The 18,769-nt window shown below is 40.4% G+C and carries 17 protein-coding genes and 1 pseudogene; 12 read left to right on the top strand and 6 right to left on the bottom strand.

The window, feature by feature from the left end:
- Positions 1-9 precede the first annotated feature (9 nt).
- The 6 genes and pseudogenes from NXS09_RS07960 to NXS09_RS07935 all read left to right on the top strand — a co-directional run bounded on the left by NXS09_RS07960 (position 10) and on the right by NXS09_RS07935 (position 3,988).
- Complete coding sequence (locus tag NXS09_RS07960) at positions 10-525, top strand: hypothetical protein (RefSeq protein ID WP_259292017.1); 516 nt, start codon at positions 10-12, stop codon at positions 523-525.
- Positions 522-911 carry a hypothetical protein gene (locus tag NXS09_RS07955; protein WP_259292016.1) on the top strand — a complete coding sequence of 130 codons (390 nt, stop codon included), beginning with the start codon at positions 522-524 and terminating at the stop codon, positions 909-911. The genes NXS09_RS07960 and NXS09_RS07955 overlap by 4 nt, the downstream gene beginning before the upstream one ends.
- A 138-nt stretch (positions 912-1,049) precedes the next feature.
- A complete protein-coding gene (locus tag NXS09_RS07950; protein WP_259292015.1) occupies positions 1,050-1,163 on the top strand; it encodes a zinc finger domain-containing protein in 114 nt (37 codons plus the stop codon).
- A gap of 84 nt (positions 1,164-1,247) precedes the next feature.
- Positions 1,248-2,084 carry a hypothetical protein gene (locus NXS09_RS07945; RefSeq protein ID WP_259292014.1) on the top strand — a complete coding sequence of 279 codons (837 nt, stop codon included), beginning with the start codon at positions 1,248-1,250 and terminating at the stop codon, positions 2,082-2,084.
- A gap of 163 nt (positions 2,085-2,247) precedes the next feature.
- Positions 2,248-2,481 (top strand): annotated as a pseudogene (locus NXS09_RS07940) (DNA ligase); the annotation flags it as partial.
- A 274-nt stretch (positions 2,482-2,755) separates the two neighbouring features.
- Positions 2,756-3,988 carry a multidrug effflux MFS transporter gene (locus tag NXS09_RS07935; RefSeq protein WP_259292013.1) on the top strand — a complete coding sequence of 411 codons (1,233 nt, stop codon included), beginning with the start codon at positions 2,756-2,758 and terminating at the stop codon, positions 3,986-3,988.
- Positions 3,989-4,147: 159 nt separating this feature from the next.
- On the opposite strand, the gene aceK is transcribed toward NXS09_RS07935, so the two are convergent.
- The 3 genes from aceK to NXS09_RS07920 all read right to left on the bottom strand — a co-directional run bounded on the left by aceK (position 4,148) and on the right by NXS09_RS07920 (position 7,623).
- Positions 4,148-5,923, bottom strand: coding sequence for a bifunctional isocitrate dehydrogenase kinase/phosphatase (aceK, locus tag NXS09_RS07930; protein WP_259292012.1), 1,776 nt, complete (start codon positions 5,921-5,923; stop codon positions 4,148-4,150).
- Between the two features lie 376 nt (positions 5,924-6,299).
- Entirely contained in the window at positions 6,300-6,812 is a 513-nt protein-coding gene (gene coaD / locus NXS09_RS07925) for a pantetheine-phosphate adenylyltransferase (RefSeq protein ID WP_259292011.1), read from the bottom strand.
- A gap of 115 nt (positions 6,813-6,927) precedes the next feature.
- A complete protein-coding gene (locus NXS09_RS07920; RefSeq protein ID WP_259292010.1) occupies positions 6,928-7,623 on the bottom strand; it encodes a Bax inhibitor-1/YccA family protein in 696 nt (231 codons plus the stop codon).
- Positions 7,624-7,977: 354 nt separating this feature from the next.
- Between NXS09_RS07920 and NXS09_RS07915 the strand changes: the two genes are divergently transcribed.
- Positions 7,978-8,835, top strand: a complete 858-nt coding sequence (locus NXS09_RS07915) for a factor H binding protein domain-containing protein (protein WP_259292009.1) — start codon at positions 7,978-7,980, stop codon at positions 8,833-8,835.
- A gap of 230 nt (positions 8,836-9,065) precedes the next feature.
- Here the strand turns inward: NXS09_RS07915 and NXS09_RS07910 are convergent, their stop codons facing one another.
- Positions 9,066-10,043: a L,D-transpeptidase gene (locus NXS09_RS07910; RefSeq protein WP_259292008.1), complete on the bottom strand. Its 978-nt coding sequence runs from the start codon at positions 10,041-10,043 to the stop codon at positions 9,066-9,068.
- Between the two features lie 929 nt (positions 10,044-10,972).
- Between NXS09_RS07910 and NXS09_RS07905 the strand changes: the two genes are divergently transcribed.
- The 5 genes from NXS09_RS07905 to NXS09_RS07885 all read left to right on the top strand — a co-directional run bounded on the left by NXS09_RS07905 (position 10,973) and on the right by NXS09_RS07885 (position 15,209).
- Entirely contained in the window at positions 10,973-12,430 is a 1,458-nt protein-coding gene (locus tag NXS09_RS07905) for a 23S rRNA methyltransferase (protein WP_259292007.1), read from the top strand.
- Positions 12,431-12,462: 32 nt separating this feature from the next.
- A complete protein-coding gene (locus NXS09_RS07900) occupies positions 12,463-13,557 on the top strand; it encodes a response regulator (RefSeq protein WP_259292006.1) in 1,095 nt (364 codons plus the stop codon).
- A gap of 23 nt (positions 13,558-13,580) precedes the next feature.
- Entirely contained in the window at positions 13,581-14,117 is a 537-nt protein-coding gene (locus NXS09_RS07895) for a GTP-binding protein (protein WP_151049912.1), read from the top strand.
- 1 nt (position 14,118) lies between these two features.
- Positions 14,119-14,760: a peptidase M23 gene (locus tag NXS09_RS07890; RefSeq protein ID WP_259292005.1), complete on the top strand. Its 642-nt coding sequence runs from the start codon at positions 14,119-14,121 to the stop codon at positions 14,758-14,760.
- Positions 14,761-14,846: 86 nt separating this feature from the next.
- A complete protein-coding gene (locus tag NXS09_RS07885; RefSeq protein WP_151049916.1) occupies positions 14,847-15,209 on the top strand; it encodes a roadblock/LC7 domain-containing protein in 363 nt (120 codons plus the stop codon).
- An 804-nt stretch (positions 15,210-16,013) separates the two neighbouring features.
- Here the strand turns inward: NXS09_RS07885 and NXS09_RS07880 are convergent.
- On the bottom strand, positions 16,014-17,051 hold the full coding sequence (locus NXS09_RS07880; protein WP_259292004.1) for an ABC transporter ATP-binding protein: 1,038 nt from the start codon (positions 17,049-17,051) through the stop codon (positions 16,014-16,016).
- Complete coding sequence (locus NXS09_RS07875) at positions 17,048-18,661, bottom strand: ABC transporter permease (RefSeq protein ID WP_259292003.1); 1,614 nt, start codon at positions 18,659-18,661, stop codon at positions 17,048-17,050. The genes NXS09_RS07880 and NXS09_RS07875 overlap by 4 nt, the downstream gene beginning before the upstream one ends.
- Positions 18,662-18,769 lie beyond the last annotated feature (108 nt).

The following is an 18,769-nucleotide window of genomic DNA, read 5'->3' as shown; positions in this document are numbered from 1 at the left end:
ATAAAAAATATGAAATTAATCGAACGTATCAATCTATTTATTGATAAAACAGGTGTTGTCCTGAAAGGCATTAAGGGTGATATCGGACGTAAATCTGCGCTAGAAACCGACCATAAAGACAGCTTGGTCGGTGCGGTTAATGAGCTTAAAACCCGTATTGATGGCAGTGCAACAGGCGGTAATGCCGGAATTGACGATGAATCGGCTGCATCGGCATCTACCGTGTACTCCAGCCAAAAAACGAAGCAATTAATAGATGAGGCAAAAGCCGAGGTAACGCAAACGGTTAAAAGCGAAATCTTAGATGGAGCAGAAGAAGCCTATGACACCCTAAAAGAAGTTGGGGCTTATATCACCCAAGATAAAAGTGGTGCGGCTGCAATGGCAGAGCAAATCGGTAAGCGGTTGCGCATTGACGAATCCCAAGTGCTAACGCCCGAACAAAAAGCCGCCGTGGAAGCGACCTTGAATTTAGGCGATACCGATACCGATTTTGTAGCACGATTTGAAGAGGCGTTGAAATGACGCTTAAAGGCCAAATCGAAGCATTATGCGACAGGCTCGCGGCAGAAATAAAAAAACTTCGGAAAGAGTCGTCAAGCGGTTCTTCCGGCATGCAGGCAGGGCGAATTGTTTTTGATCTAGATTTTATTCTTTATAACAGAGTTGATGAGGATTGGATAGGGCTGGTAAATGGCAAGGTGAGTAATAGCTCAACTTATATATTGAGGTTCCCAGTGCCTTTTGATGCACCGCCAGTCATGAGTTTGACCTCGCAAAGAGATGGGTATCGTTTTTTAGTTGTTAGGGAGGTGACCAAAGAATATGCTGTTATAGGTTGTAATTACTGGGGTTCTGATTTAACCCTGCATTGGATGGCGGTACCGGATACGTCAGGAGCCGCTGGCTAAAAAAGATAAGGAGAGACGGCGACGTGCCGGTGCTGGAACACCGACACGCCAGCCAAGCAGCACAACCTGCATTGACTTCTAGGGCCGCCTTGCTTGTACAAGCGGCGGTGATTTTAACCTAAACGGAGTAAATGCAACATGGTTAATTACCGTGAGTTGCGTTGCCGTCATTGCCGTAGATTGTTGGCAATTGGTAGCGGTAGCGTGCAAATCAAATGTAACCGCTGCAAAACTATTAATCATTTCAATTGATTAATAAGTTTCGCGCCGAATGCCTAAGAGCATCATGTTTAACTATTTTCTAGAGCGCCAAAAGAGTGCCGGGAGCCAGTAAATATGATGCAAAAATACTACTCTAAGGCACCGTTGCCCTTTGTTGGCCAAAAGCGCAACTTCATTAAACATTTTGTTTCTGTTTTAGACAATATCCCCGGCGATGGTGAGGGCTGGACGATTGTTGATGTATTTGGTGGCAGCGGCTTATTAGCTCATGTTGCCAAGCGCGTTAAGCCAGCCGCCCGTGTGATCTATAACGATTATGATGATTACGCATCGCGCGTCCGGGCTATCCCCGACATTAATCGCTTGCGCCATATTATTCAGGGGCATCTTGCAGGGTACAGCAAAAATCAACGTATATCAGACAGCACCAAGCAGGCCATTATTGCCGATATTGAGCGGTTTGACGGATATAAATGCCATGTTGTGTTGTCGTCTTGGTTGTTATTCAGCGGCCGTCAAGTTGAGGACTGGCAAAAGTTATATAAGGCCGAGTGGTATGCCAAGCTGCCTATTAATGATTATCTGGTTGCAGATGATTATTTGGATGGTTTAGAGATTACTCGGCAGTCTTATACTGATTTAATCCCGCTGTTTGATTCCAACCCCAAGGCACTTCTGTTGCTTGACCCGCCCTATCTATCTACTGCGCAAGCTGCATACGCTCAAGTTAATAGATTCGGATTGGTTGATTTCCTTAAGTTGGTTAGTTTAACGCGGCCGCCGTATTTGTTTTTTAGTTCAACCCGGTCGGAGTTTGTCGATTATGTAGACACTATGTTATCAATGAGGCTGGATAACTGGCAGTCATTTGACAACACCAAGAGAGTATCAATCAGGGCTTACGTTAATAAGGATGCGTCATACGAGGATAACTTGATTTATAAGTTCTAAGCGTGTTGCTAATTTTCAACAATCATATTCCCACGCCAGCAAAAAAGCGACGATGTCGTCGCTTTTCTTTATTCTTACTATTTGCACTATTTTTGTCACTGCCTGAATTTACTGTTGTGTCAAAAAAAATGCAAAATTGTGACAAAACGCGCGCCGCCTTACATGTACGGTTACGCGGCATTATGAGGGTAAAGGTAAATATAAGGATAAATTAGGGGCGTTGGGCTGTCGCAACCGATATGGTGAATTTCGTATCGGTAGCGGGTTTAAAGACAAGGATAGGGCGGATCCGCCGCCTGTCGGCAGTATTATAACCTACCGTTATCAAGGGTTTACCCGAAAAGGGATACCGAGATTTGCAACTTTTTTAAGGGTTCGGCATAAAGTATCTGATTGAACGATATTTTCGTGATAAATTCTATTTTACCGTTTGAAATTTTTCAGACGGCCTCCATATTCGGAAAGTAAATTTTCAATAAAGTATCCCGTAAGGCGGTGGGTGGTATGGTTTATACTTTTCCGTGCGGGTGCTTTTTCCGTTAAAAACGTTATTTTGTTAACGTTTTTTTATCCGTATATCCTTTGCTCAATCCCTTCTCATACGAAAATGGTTATGGGTATGGTGATATGTTTGGATACGAAGCTAAAAAAATTAATGAAAGATTTTAATAATGTCCAGTACACAGACACAAACTAGAGTGCTCAGTGACAAACAAATAGCTACCTTACTGGCTTTAATGGTTGCCCTGATGCCGTTTTCTATTGATGCCTATTTACCCGCTATTCCGGCAATGGCCGAAAGCCTGTCGGCCGATATTCACCACATCGAGCAGAGTTTGAGTGGTTTTTTATTCGGCGTAGCCATGGGGCAGATAGTAGGCGGTTCATTATCGGATATTAAAGGCCGCCGTATTGTCGGTCTTATAGGTCTATTTATTTATATTGTCAGTGCGGCCGGTTTGATTTTTATTCAGACGGCTGATCAACTATTGTTATTGCGCGTCATACAGGCTTTTGGTGCCGGTATGACGGTGGTAACTGTCGGTGCAACGGTGCGTGATAATTATACGGGTCGTAAGGCTGCACAAATGTTTGCTTTAATCGCTATTATCATGATGGCTGCGCCTTTAATATCGCCATTGTTGGGTGCCGGTTTGCAGAGTTTGGGCGGCTGGCGTGCAATTTTTGTGTTTTTAACAATTTACTCAAGTGTTGTATGGTGCTTGTTATATTGGTTTTTACATTGCCATGAGTCGGTGCATGAGGTGAAGGGTAGTATTATCAGTGTGGTATTGGGTCGCTACCGGAGGGTGTTTGCAACTAAACCGGCTTTGGGTTATTTGTTTTTTCAGGCATTCAGCTTTGCGTCGATGTTTTCTTTTCTTACCGAATCTTCATTTGTTTATATGAAGCTATATGGTATTTCTTCCCATCAGTATGCTTGGGTGTTCGGTATGAATATTATTACGATGGCGACATTTAACCGTATAACGGCATGGCGCTTAAAGCGTGGTACACATGCTCAAGATATTCTCAAATGGGGCATTATCGTTCAGTTTTCAGCCAATTTGCTGATGGTTGCTTTGGTTTTGATGCTGGGAATGCCGCCTATGTGGATGTTGGTCGGTTGTGTGATGGTTTCGGTTGGCACGCAAGGTCTGATAACGGCGAATACGCAAGCCTGTTTTATGTCTTATTTTAAAGAAGAGGGCGGTAGTGCCAATGCGGCTTTAGGTGTATTTCAGACGATAATTGGCGCACTGGCCGGCATGCTGACTGCCTGGTTGCATAATGGTACACCTATGGTTATGTCGGGAATGATGTTGGCATCGACTTGCGTCGGTATTATATTGTTATGGCACCATTCTCATTCTACTTGGTATGAAATACCGGATATGGATTAATTTTCAGTTGGATTGACTATAACCTATTATTTTAGGGCTTAGAGCGCAAATTGATAATGTATTTGCGCTCTAAGCCCTAAGTTTATTTTGAATAATGAAACCGAACTGCTTTATGGGAGGTTATCAACGGTTTTTAGGTTGCCGATTAATGTATTTCGATTAAGCATCTGCATCATCTGCTACTCCCGCTGCTACTTTATCGGGATTGAAACGAACCGATTGCGGATAGGGGTAAAAATCATCATACAGCCCGGCTTCCAACCGCTCTTTTTTACCCTGCCAGAATTCAGGCGATAGTAGGTCTTTATGGTGTTCTAAGAACACTTTCCGAACATCGGGTTCACCCAATAAAAAGGGGCCGAACTCTTCGGGGAATACATCGCCTTTATTCACGGGGTACCATACTTCGCCCGACATTTCATATTCGGGATTGGGGGCAGGGGGAATCTTGCGGAAATTACAGTCGGTCATGTATTCGATTTCATCATAATCGTAAAAAATCACCCGACCGAACCGGGTCATACCAAAGTTTTTATACAGCATATCACCCGGGAAAATATTGGCGGAAGCCAGCTCTTTTAATGCGTAACCATAGTCGATGACCGCTGCGGCTTTGTCTGTCGGCTTGGCTTTCTGCATAAAGAGATTGAGCGGTTTGAGACGGTATTCGACATAAACGTGTTTAATCACCACCCTATCTTCGGTTTCTTCAAACTGACTGGGGGCAAGTGTGCGCATTTCATTTAAAAACTCTTCATCGCAACGATCTTTAGGTAGAGCTACGTTGGTAAATTCCAGCGTATCTGCCATGCGGCCGACACGGTCGTGTTTTTTTACCAACAAATATTTTTCCCGTACATAAGCCTGATCAAAATCCTTATTGGGGCCGAAAGTATCTTTGATCACTTTGAATACATAAGGGAAAGACGGCAGGGTGAAAACGCTCATTACCAAACCTTTAATACCCGGTGCGAGAATAAATTTATCGTGGGAATATTCGAGGTGTTGGGCAAATTCGCGCCACCAGATGTTTTTACCTTGTTTGTGCAGGCCGACCATGGTGTATAAGTCGCCCGGTGCGCGCATTGGCAGCATTTCATGTAGGAAATGGATATATGCGCTGGGTACCGGCATATCCACTAAGAAATACGCACGCGCGAACGAAAACAATACGGCGATTTGTTGGGCATCGAAAAGGGCGGCATCTATTTTCAGACGGCCTTCGTCATCATGCAATATGGCCAAAGCAAACGGATGGCGTGCCCCGCCGTTGACAATTTGCCCGAAAACATAAGCGCCTTTGTTGCGGTAAAACGGGGCGTGTAATACCTGCACATGCAGATTCATTTCTTGGGGCGGCCATTCGGCTTTGAAATAATCCCGTGCCGCCCGTAAGATATCTGCAATATCTTTGCTCATATGGGCAAATGGAACTTGCCAGTCGAAATGATGCAAGATATTGCGCAAACAACCGCGCAGCCCTTGTTTGTCGGGATAGAAAGAACAGAAAGTGGGCGGGTCGGAATCGATGTATTCGGTACTGGTTGAGGGTTTAACGAAGATAAACTGATTATTGTAATATTCTTTAGCCAAAAGTTTGGTAGAAACCGAATTAAAGAATGTTTCGGCCAATTCGGGTTGTTTGTGGTTTACCAATAAGGCGATATATTCTGTTTTTGCTGTTGCCCAAACTTCATCGCTGAGTGCGGCGGCGGCATGCTCGTTGCGTAATGCTTCTACGGCTTCCATCACACGTTGATCGTACATCTGAATCCGTTCGGCGACTAAGTCTTGAATACCGCGCCAGTTGCGTTGTTCAAACATTTCTTTGGCACGGGCGGTAACTTCTCGATAAAGACGGTAATGTTTATTGAATCCGGCGAGCATGGTTTCGGCAACCGCCCGCCCCAATTGTTGGGTTAGCTGTCGCGGCATTTATTTTTCCTTTGTTACGGTTTATGCGGGTCTGAATGCCCGTTATTTTTTAGGATCCCTGATGTTTATCCTAGAATAAAGTCGGATTTGTTTACAGGGTGTTTTTACATCATTCGGCGTAACCTTATGAGATTTTATTGGATTCCGCAAGCCTGTTAAATAGTTAATTGGCACAATATCCGTTTGCTATTTTTAGGCCGTCTGAAAAGTTTTTTGGAAGAATAATGAAAGTGTATAACGGAGCGTGTCGAAACTATTGGGATAGTCGGCATCAGTATTTTGATAGGTGAATAGGCCGTCTGAAAAGGCTTTTATGTTTGTCCAAGATTTGGGGGTCAGTTCATTTTTAGACGGCCTATTAATGATGGGAATAGGGTTAATCTATATTTTCATGGTCTTTTAAGATTTTATTGTAGATGGGGGCAGGCAAATAGCGGCGTATCATTTCGCGCCAACCTTCCGGGCCGACCATTCCTTTAACCATAGTCGATGATACTTCGGCAAACTCACGCGGCGGCATGAGGATAACGGTGGTAATGTCCGGATGTAAGTCGCTATTGATATAGCGCATGGATCGTTCGTACTCATAATCGGAAGCTGAACGGATACCGCGAACAACGAAACGGGCGCCGATACTGTCTGCATAGTCGACTAAAAAACGGTTGCTTAATACGGTTACTTGTACATTGGAAAAATCTTTGGTAATGGCTTCAAGCATCTCACGGCGTTCTTCTACCGTATAGGTGTGCTGTTTTTCAGGATTGGCACCGATAGCAATGACCAGTTCGTCAAACATGGCCTGTGCTTTGCTGATCATCCATAAGTGGCCGTTGGTCGGGGGGTCAAAACTGCCGGCATAAACCGCACGGCGGATTGGGCGGGTTGTCATGATGATTTATTAATAAAAATGAGATTTAGGAAGAAAGGATAAAGCTTGATAATGTGAATGTCAAAGTAAAAAGGCCGTCTGAAAATGTTTTCAGACGGCCTTTGGGTAAGCAGAGTTAGTCTTCACCTGCTAAGGCTAATAAAATGTTTAGCAGACTGCTGAAAATATTGTAGATGGATATAAAAATGGTTAATGCAGCACTAATATGACTGGTTTCACCACCGTCAATAATGGTACGGATTTGCCACATAATCAATAAAGAACTGAAAAGCACAAAACCTGCCGAGATTGTAAGCGCCAATGCCGGAATCTGAAAAAACATATTGGCAACGACGGCAATCATTAAGACAACCGCACCTGCCATTAAAAAACGGCCGAGTGAGTTCATATTGGCTTTAGTACGCCGAGCCATTGCGGCCATGGTAAAGAATATAGCGGCAGTCATCACAGCGGCAATGCCGACGATTTGCGGGCCGTTGCTAACGCTTAAACTGTATTGTAACAATGGGCTGATTAATATACCCATTCCAAATGTAAAAACCATTAATAATGTGGCACCGACATTACTATAGCGGTTTTTTTCAATCAGAAAACACATGCCGTAGAAAAAAGCCAATACGATAGCGAAAGATGCCCAACGGTTGTTAAACATACTGTATAGGTTGAAGCCCGTTTGGCTACTGATAAAAGCACCTGCGGCGCAAGGGATAAAAGATAAACCGAGTAAACCGTATGTTTTGCGTAATACGGTATTTTTCTGTACTGCACCGGTACCTGGTGCCTGGGTATAGTCATAAACGTCGTTTTGCATGGCGTTTTTGCTCCTGTGAATTAGAGTACATATAAAGTGTGGACATGGATTCTATCAGTAAATTCTGATTTTTGTTGGAAATTTTGCTTTTTATACTTAGAAAGCCCTTAGTTTATTTATTTTATAGGCATAATTTTATTATTTTATGAAAAAGCGTTAATAAAGGTTGATGCAAGATAAATAGATTGGTTAATTATTTTTGTTTATTTAAAAATGATTTTTATTTATTGTTAAATTGAGAAAAAAATCAATTAATCGGCTATTTTTGTTAATAAATAGCTATGTATTGTTGTATTTTTTAGATATTATGCACCCTCTTTTTTTTATTTAGAGTTTTATATCTATATGAATGTCATGAATAAATTTTATTTCAATTGGGGTGGTTTAGCCGTTATGTGTATATGCGTTCTTTCCGCATGCGGAGGAGGTGGGAGTGATGGTCCCAGTGTGGCTTCAACGTCAACACCAATAACAACAGTTTCAGCTAAATCAGATCAAAATATTTCCTCGGCGTTAGAACAAGATTTGGGACAAGATTCAAAAACAGATTCGGAGCAAAATTCACTTGATAGCGAGAAACCCGCAGCTTCAATTGGGATGGAGGCACCTTATCAGGTAATAATCAATGGCCATACACATAGGGATAAAAGTCAAATTGTATTAAATGATTTTAAAGAAAATGCTTTTAGTGAAATTCCAACTCAAAGTGGTAGTATCCGTGCTTATCGTCAACAGTATTCTATTATTGCAGGCTATTTGGCTCCGCAGTCTATAGTAGGGCAAGATGATGAAGGTAAAAATATAACCATTCGAGAAGAACCTATGGGTATAGGATTGGTTAAAGGTGATATTACGGCTACACTACCCGATGTGGGGCAGTATCAATATACAGGGCAAGCTTTTAGTGAAGATGAAACGGGGCGTTTCAATTATAAAGTAGATTTTAATCAGCGTAAGGGTAGTGGGGAGGTGACCGGTATTGAAAAAACCGGAACAATTACTTTACAGGAAGCAGATATTAAAAATGTCGTTTATAACAATACGTTAGATGGCAGTCATATGATTGCCAAAGGTATTGAGGGTAAAACACTATCTGAAGCACAAGTGAATGGGGATTATAGTCTTACTTTCTTTGGTCCCGAAGCGAAAGAAATCGGTGGTATTGTTTATCAGCCGTCAATGCAAATTGGTGTGGGCGGAACTGCTCAATAGGTTTTGCTATATATTGATATTGTACTAAGTAATAATGATTACACAGTACTTTGGGGTGCCGCTAATAAAGAAATGAATAAAATTTCCAATTGGTGGCACTTTTTATATTCAATTAATTGAGACTGTTGTTTCAGTAGATAAGGGTTCAGACGACCTGGTTCTTTTCATAAAAGGATCACGCCGTCTGAAATATTTTAGTGATATATAAATTATATGCAGCAATAGAAAATTTAAAACAGTGTATCAGTAGGTTCCTGTAATAATTGATACTGAGAAGTTGATGGTGAGATGGCTGTTGGCTTATCAACGTTGGTCGGTACAACGGTTTTACCTGTGTTCGGAGTGATTGCAGGCGCTTCAGCATCAACTTCTATTTCGGCACCGGACGGTAGTATTTCATCTTGTGTCGGTTCGGGAGGGGGAGCGGCTTTAGGTTGGGTAAGTAAGTCCGATCCCGTTGTCCAGGCTATCGACTTTAAAGGGCCTTTGATTTTCACGCCTTTGGCACAGGTCAGACAGTTTATATGACCTGAACGGTTTTTCAGAATAGCATCAACACGTTTGGAATTAATATCTTTTCCATGTGCTTTTGCCCATGCATCAATACTTTTACGCAATGCTTCCGTATCTAAGTTTTTTTGATTGTATGGGTCTCGGTAGGCAGCCAGCCAAAGGTTATCATTTGCATCCACATTTAATGCTGCCATGTGGTAAATGACCGAAGCAGGTGAGCCGCTATTGATGGTTTTGGCAAATTCCAAAGCATCCGGTGATTTCATCCGCACACAACCATGGCTGCGGATGCCCGGAACACTACTTGGTGCATTCGTACCATGAATACCTAAACCTAGTTTAGGGTCTCCCATTCGTACAAATACAGGGCCAAGCGGATTATTCGGACCGGGCGGAATGGTTTTAAGGCCGTCTTTCCGTTCTTTTTGAATACTTTTGGGAATATGCCAAGTCGGATTAAATGCTTTGGGGCCAATTTTATGTTCGCCCAAATTGGTTTGTGTGCTTGGCTTTCCTACCGTTACCGGGTAAACCTTAGTCAGTTTCCCATCTGTATAAAGAAACAAGCGTTGTTGAGGAATATTAATGACAACATGTTGTCCTGAAGATACAGGCGGAAAGTCCGGAATAGGGGTGTTTGCGAAAACAGTAGTTGAAAGCCAAAAAGCAAATACACCAAAACTAAATTTTTTCATCGTGATATCTATACTTCAATTTATGTATAAGACTGTATAAATCATACCGTAATATTCAGGCTTTTGTGACTGAAAGCATAAAATTACTATTTTTGAGACTAATATTGCCTCGTTTTATATTAGGAAGAATAGTATGTTTTTTAGATTTTATTCTAAGATATTAGTTCGAGTAAGAACCATTAGTATGGCTACTTTGATCCATTGTTATGTGACATGACTAGTAGAAAATACAACTATAATTAGTATAGCTAACAAAAGTGTGGTTATTTTGTAACATGTAATGATGGTTGCAAACATATTAAATTTTAACTTAAGTTATTATATGGTAAATTATATTTACTTAATTTGTAGGTAGGTAATTCGAGCCTATGGTTGGAAAGACACCCTCTCTTATCTTAAATGTAAATGTAAATTAAATATTTTATATTTCAAGATAAAGTTGCCATTAAAGTAATATACCTATTCCGCAGAATAGATTTTTTAATGATTATAAATTGAGAATGTAATGGTAATTATCTGTATATCATGGTTTAATTTTGAAAAACGTATATTGTTTGTTAAGGTGTAAACTTTGATTATGCAGTTTGGTCATATATCGTTATGCATCAAATGCATGACTTTATTTTTCTTCTATAAGCTTTATTTGGGAATATAGGAAGATGAGAAGATGATTATTGTGAAAACTTTTTCAAATAAATGGATTATCAAGTATATGGGGTGTGATATCTAAATATTTTAGAGAGTAACCATAGTTGCATAAACACCCTTATGCATAACATTAAACTACGTTACTGATGTAATAAATGGTTAAATCATGTTATTATTATGCACTTGGGGAATAATGTTGCTTTAAAAATATGCTCTACAATCTATCCCAACAAGTTTCAAATCTGATTTGTTAGAGCTATTACACTTATCGGGAGATATCCTTGGATTATTCACTTCTAATTATAGGATTGCTGGTGGCTTTGTGCGCATTGTTGTTCGTGCGTTACAAACAAAGTACAAATAAAGCATCCAAAAAGCAAAAAACATCCAAACTTTCTCAAAAAGGTCACCAACAGAGTAAAGATACGGCTGCTGGCGGCAGTGACTGGATGGACCAAGTATCCCAATCTGTTTCTGATACAGAAAATCAAGACTGGGGCTGGGAGGGTGGTGCCGCAGATTCTACTACCACTGCGGTTTCTGCTCAGGAGGTTGACCCTCTTACGGAATATCAGGTTTACAAGCAATTCGGCTATGAAAGTAAAGCTGCAGCTTCTTTAGCAGGATATCTGGCAACTTTAGGAAATGATGCGCCTGAAAAATTAGTACATGAGCTCGTTGGATTGAGCTTGCGTATTAATGATATCGATTTGTTGGCTGAAACATTAAATCAGCATGGTGGTTCTTTGCAGGAAGAAAGTTTAGCCGAGTATGTGAAAGCAGGATTAGTTGCGAATCCAACACATTTAATATTACGCGTGATTGCTGAAAACCGTTTGGGCTGGAGTATGCAGCAAGTTTCACGGATTATTGGCGAAAGCAATAGTTTAGATGATATTCAATCAGCATCTTCTGCGCCGACTTTGACCATTCGTACAACGGATTCATCTGAAAAGAGTACAGACCACGCTACTACAAAAAGCAATGAGATCGTTAAAGGAAACCTTGATTTAGGTAATGTTAGCGAAGAAGAAATGGGTGCGGTAATTAGTTTTGTGAAGCCTGAAAAGAGTGCCAAAATTCTTAGAGGTAAGGTGGATTATGAAACTGCGTTACGTCAATACAATAAGGCAATTCAAAAGTCAACTAAGCCTGCCAGCTTAATCATTGACGCACTTAAATTAGATTATCAATACGAGGAAGTTAACCAGTTTGCCAAACATTTGTGGAAGCTCTACTACTCTTTGGGCCAATATGGCCGACAAGTTAAAGAGCGTATGCTGGGTTGGGGGTACAGCTTGGGATATCATGAAGTGTTTGATGATTTGGAAAAGGGGCCGTCTGAACAAAAAGTTCGCGAAATTGGATTAAAAAGAGGTTATTTACAGCCAACTTCTCTTCAATTGAAGTCTAAGTATCGTGATTTGGTTCAAAAAGATTCTTCTCTTATTAGTGAAAATGCATCTCCGGCAGAAGAAGCTATTAAAGAAGTCGAATCATTGCTGATGTATGGGCAGCTGGATCAAGCCATTGGTACCTTAGAGCAGGCAGTGCTACAGTATCCGCAAGAGTCGCAACTCTATGTCATGTTGTTCGATCTTTATGAACGTGCGGAAGACTGGTCTCGTTTGGAGCAGTTCCTAAGATTGCTGCGTGAGCATGTGGCAAGTCTGCCTGAGGAAGTGGTATTGGCAATGAGCCGGTTGTTACGCCGAATGAATCAATATTCTAATAAATAGTAAATACCTTTTTAATTTAAAGAGTACCGAAAATGGACAACATGTTACCTAAAGTAAAAACAATACGGATTATGCTGCAAGACATGGGTGAGCAGCAGGAGGCTATTTTCCGTATGGCATTTAAGATGCATAATACAACTAATTATGAAATCATTCAGCCTGATTCCGAAATACAACCTGATTTGATTTTAGTAGATACAGATACAGAACAAGGTCTGGCCAATTGGAATAAGCTAAAAGATTCTTATAAAGATGTACCTGTTGCTATTTTTTCGATTAAAGAACCTACTGTAACTGCACCTTATTTAGCTAAACCAATTAAGTTCGATACTTTATTTCCTATTTTAAGAAGCCTTTCTCAAGGAGGGAATATTTATGAAGTATCAGACCGGCAAACGGAGGCAGCAGATGCAAATCCTTCAGGAGGGGTGCGTAAGGCTACTATCCACCGGTTTAATCCGCAAAGAGGCTTACTAGGGGCCTTAAAGTTTGCTAGTCAAGGACATCAAGATATTGCTATATTGCATGAAGGAAAGCCTGTATTAATTGTATTCCCAAGTATTCAACGCGTATTACTCACTATTGGTGCTGCCGAGCTTGAAAAATTAAGTAAAGATGATAATTTATCCGTAGTATGTAAAGCAGTTCCTGATAATCCGCAATGGAAAGAAAAGGCAAAAGTAACCATTATGTCATGTTTATGGCAGATGGCGATTTGGACTGCACAAGGACGTCTGATTTATCCCATGACGCCACAAACAATCTTTACTTTAAAACGGTGGCCAAATTTAACCCGTTTGGCATCGGTGCCGGAGTCTATGCGGTTATCGGCGTTTCTTACGAAAACATCGGTAAACCTAAATATCCTCTATAAAGTCATGCCTTTGGATATGCCTGATATATTAAATTATTTATCTGCTACTTATGTTACGGGTTTTCTTGCTATAGATACCGATCTTGATGGGCAAAACGTAAAAGAACATATGGTGGGTGAAAGTGTTAATGTTGGCGGCGAGTTGCCCGATAATCAGATGTCTAGGGATGCTCAAAAAGCGGTGAGTCCTTCCGCGGAGCAGCCGCGTAGTTTGCTACAACGGTTAATGCGTAAATTGATTGGTAAGAAATAATAAAGATTAAAGAGGTTATCATAATGAAAGAGAATAAAATTATTTTTACCGGTCCTGTCGGTGTAGGTAAAACAACGGCAATTTCTGCATTATCCGATGAACCGCCGGTGCAAACTGATGCCGATGCATCGGATATGACACTCGTTAGAAAAGGATACACAACAGTTGCAATGGACTATGGTGTTATCCGTTTAGACGAAGAAACCAAAGTGCATCTTTATGGTACACCGGGTCAGGAGCGGTTTAACTTTATGTGGGAGATCCTTAGTCAGGGCAGTATGGGATTGATCTTATTATTGGATAACACGAGAACCAATCCTTTAAAAGACTTACAATTTTTCTTAGATGCATTTAAAGAGTTGTTGAAGACAGCCCCTTTAGTTGTAGGGGTGACAAAAATGGACATTCGTTCTTTGCCCGGCGTAGATGTGTATCAGAAATATCTGGCACAAAATAATTTTAATGTTCCCGTATTTGAAATTGATGCCCGTCGTGAAGATGATGTTAAACAATTAGTGAGCGCGATGCTCTTCTCAATTGATCCGGGATTAGAGGTATAAGATGGAATCTACACTTTCTTTACAATCAAATTTGTACCCTAAGATTACTCCGGCTGGTGCCTATTATGCCGTTTCGGGTGATACGCCCAGTGCTAGCCGAACACTTCTTTATGGTTTGTTGAGAGCTAATCCAAATGAAACCATAAGCCAAGAAAAGCTATTAAACTGGGCTGAAACCAATGATTTTGATAGCGCACTTAATTTACTTTATCGGTTACAACGCCTTGAATTTTTATATGGCGATGAAAATGTTAGTAACGAAGATATATTTTTATCAGATGAGCAACTTCCTGATTTGTTGGCAACGCTTTCTAATTCAGGAAAAGCATTATTAGCCGATGAAAATGGGTTATATTTTGCGAATGCCGGATTTCATCATGAAGCTGCTGAAGAATTAGGAATTTTAGCAGGTGAAATTGCAGAAGTAGCAGACAAGCATCAGCTGTTGATTAAAAACAACTTACATATACATCATAGTGCTTGGGGGATATGTGATCCTTCAGGGCAAAGTGAACTGACTTTTTTCCCTCTATACATTGGTATGAGTAAGTTAATTCTGGTTGTCGGTGGGTTGCCGGATTTGAACAAAGATGAGTTTGTAACCTTGGTGAAAGTTTTATACCATCGCTATGGTAAGTTATAAGTGAGTTTATACGATTAAGATAAGAGCTCATCAGTTTTAATCAATCGGGCAAATTGATCAGATTTTTAGAATAAATGGAATAGAAAATGCGCGAACAATTATTAGTTTCAGTGTTAAGTGATTTAAATAATACTTCTACAGATATAACAGCTTCAGCTGTGATATCAACAGATGGGTTACCTATTGCAACATTATTACCCGCTAATCTTAATGCGGATCGGGTCGGTGCGATGTCGGCTACTTTACTTGCTTTAGGGAATCGTGCTGTACATGAGTTAGCTTGTGGAGAGCTAGATCAGGTGATGGTTAAAGGTTCTCATGGTTATGTATTATTGAGTCAGGCTGGCAGCGGGGCCGTATTGGCATTAATGGCAAAAGAAAGTGGAAAGTTAGGCTTAATTCTTCTTGATGCCAAGCGTGCAGCTAAACATATAGCAGATATTTTATAAGCTTTTTGTTGTGTCTATCTGCAATTATTTAGTAGGTTGTTTTTGATAAAATTAAAAATTTGAGTATTTTGTATTAAAACTCAAGTAGTATGTTGCAAATTATATGTAATATTCGGGTGCTGATGTAGCTTAATCGTTTTATTAAGTTATTTCAGCCTCTTTCTTGTTCAGCTTACTTTTAATCGGGTATAAAGAGCTTTTCTGTTGTTGTATAGAATTATTCAGAAGTCGATTTGTGTGTAGCTTACATTTATTATTGCATCTTTTCATAGAATCTTGTTTGATATTATCAAAACTTAGTTAATTTATATTTAAATGGGTTGTTATAGCTATTTAATAACTTGAGAAGAAGATGAGATTGGAAAGCCTCTATGATATTTTAGTTTTCTAAAATTGAATATCCATTTAGCATGGATATTCAATTTTTTTGAAGTATTGGTTTTTCAGTTGTGTTAATAAGAACTGTTCTAGATAAAGTCATTCAAAAACATTTAAAACAACTCTTTCTTATAAAAGCCGTTTTTTTGTATAAATAAAATGATCCTGTTGTTTGTAGTATGCATCAGCCCACGGCTCGAATAACTGGTAGGTTAAACAAAAAATACTGCTGCTTATTACTCTCATTGGTTTTTACAAAGTATCCTATATTTAGAAATACTTTAGGCTAAGAAAAGGATGATGAGTACTATTTGTGAGTAAATTAGTTATTTTTGTATCAATTACCGTGTAAATTTATTGAGTTGTATATTTATATTGAATGTTTTCTACCTTTTGATTTGAGTAGATATTTATATAAAAATAGAATTATTTTGAAAAAGCAATTAAATGCTCTAAATTCATGCATATACCAATGTGGCTTCCGATGGTGTGGTTATAGTGGGCCGGTATTTGCATAGATATGGTTTCACCACTATTTATTTTGAGTGTGTAAACAAAATAGTTGCCTTTAAAATCTTTATCTAATATTTCAGCAGTAATTAGGCTATTTTCATCGTAGACAATATCATCTGGCCTTATTAAGACATGTAACTCATCCCCGTTTTTATATAAAGAAGGTAATGGGCCGTGAAATGTACCTACGGGAAGTTGTATACACTGATTATCAGTGACCGTTCCTTGTAGTAATACACCTGCCCCAATAAAGTGGGCAGTGTAGATGTCAGCTGGTTCATGGTATAACTTGTAAGGGGTATCCCACTGGTTCAGGCGGCCTGCTGACATTAGGCCGATTTTATCTGCTATGGCAAAAGCTTCGTGTTGGTCATGTGTGACTAAGATAGCGCTGGTATTTTCTTTTTTCAGTAGTTGGCGTATCTCTTTAGATAGTTGGGTGCGTAGGTCGGCATCCAGATTGGAAAAAGGCTCATCAAGTAGAATCAATTCAGGTTTAGGTGCAAGTGCACGGGCTAGGGCGATACGTTGCTGTTGTCCGCCTGAGAGTTGGTGAGGATAACGTTCTCCATAATCGGCAAGTTCGATTAAATCAAGTAATTCTTTAACGCGTTGCTGGCGCTTATCTACCGACTGTTTATGAATACCGAAAGCGATATTTTGTGCGGCTGTTAAATGTGGGAATAGGGCATAATCCTGAAAGACCATGCCGACATGGCGTAGGTGAGGCGGTATAAAAGTGAGGCCGTCTGAAAGTGTTTTACCATTCAATATAATTTTGCCGCTATCAGGTTGTTCAAAGCCTGCTATTGTACGCAGAGCGGTGGTTTTCCCGCATCCGGAAGGGCCGAGTAAACAGGCAATTTCTCCTTTATTCAGAGCAAAACTAAAATCTTTTAAAACAGGTTTCTGATCAAATGATAAGTTGAGTTGAGATACTTCTAGAATCATTGGTTTTGCTCCGTACGGGAAAAAAGTATTACAGGCAGTAGGCCGGTGAACACAATAAATAGGGCGGGAAGTGAGGCGTTGGCAAATTGCCCTTCTGTGGTGAAAGCGTAAATTCTGACCGCAAGCGTATCCCAATCATAAGGCCGTGTCATAAGGGTAATTGGCATTTCTTTCATCGTATCAACAAATACCATCAATAATGCGGTACCGAGTGAGCCTTTTAAAAGTGGTAGATAAATACGCCATAATACACCGAAACCTGTACAACCCAGTGAGCGTGCTGCTTCGGTTTGTGAAGGGCTGATTCTTTCTAAGCCGGATTCTGCTGAAGCGTAAGCAATAGCAAGAAAACGTATCAAATAAGCTATAAGCATGACAATGAGTGTGCCTTTGAAAATAGCAGTTGTATCCTCAGGAAGATTTAAAAAATGAATCAAAATATTATCTAGCCATGCTACCGGTACAAAAATACCAACAGCTAATACAGTACCGGGAATGCCATAGCCTAAAGTTGCAATGCGTGCGGCAACAGCGGCAAACCGACTTTTATCTGCGCGTTTGGCGAGCGCCAGAAAGAGGGCGGTTATAGCAACCAACACTGCGGCGGCCAAGCTGGCAGAGAATGAGTGCCATGCGTGTAACCATAATGAAGTATTGAATCCGTCATCCCATGTTTCATAAGCCCAGAATCCGAGCTGTATTAATGGAATAACAAAGGCAAATAGTAAAATTAAACTGCAATAAGCTGTTGCCAGCCATTTGAGGCCATCTGAAAGCGGTTTACGGCGGTGTTGTTGTGCTTTGCCTGATGGGTTGAAGCGTCGATTGCCTCGGCTGAGTTGTTCTAAGGCCAATAAAATAAATACCAGTGTAATCAGTAATGCAGCAAGCTGTTTGGCTGTTTCTAATGAATAAAAATCAAACCAGGCCTGATAAATAGCCGTTGTGAAGGTATCGTAACCAAATATGGACACCGTACCGAAGTCAGCCAGTACTTCCATGAGTGCAAGAATACTTCCCCCGGCAATCCAAGGCCGTGCCATAGGTAAGGCCAGTTTAAAAAAAGCGCGTGTGGGGGAAAGTCCCAATGACGCTCCGGCTTCCAGTGCCCGTTGCCCCATACTGACAAATGCATTACGGGCAAGTAGGTAGACGTAGGGATAAAACGTTAAACTCATCACGATCATTAAACCAAAGCCATTACGAATTTCTGGCAGCAACTGCTCGATATGGTAACGCTCTCGAATAATGGTATTAATAGGGCCGGTATAGTCAAATATGCCTAATTGGGTGAATGCTAAAACATAGGCGGGAATAGCCATTGGTAGCATTAATGCCCAAAAGAAAAAACGGCGTAGTGGAAAGTCGTACATAGCCGTTAACCAAGCCCCTGATGTCCCAAGAACAACCACACCAGTGCCAACACTTACTATGAGAAAAAACGTGTTTTTTAATAACTCGGGTAGTTGATAGTCAAGCAAGAAAGCCCAGATTTCCGTATCGAACTCTCCTAAAGCAGCCACTATGACGGATAGTGGAATAACGATGAGTATGATGCAGAATATCAACCAAATGCGTGGTAATAGAATTTTGGTGGTGTGTCGTTTCATAAGGTTTTCAGACGGCCTTTTTGATCACCGTACCGACTATTTGTTAAATTTATTAGAAAAGAGTATTAAACTGATTATAATGGTTTTTATTAAGAATGATAATTTTTA

It is taken from the genome of Neisseria montereyensis, assembly GCF_024834045.1.
Taxonomy (GTDB): Bacteria; Pseudomonadota; Gammaproteobacteria; order Burkholderiales; family Neisseriaceae; genus Neisseria; species Neisseria montereyensis.
This window is presented reverse-complemented; position numbering and strand designations above follow the sequence as displayed.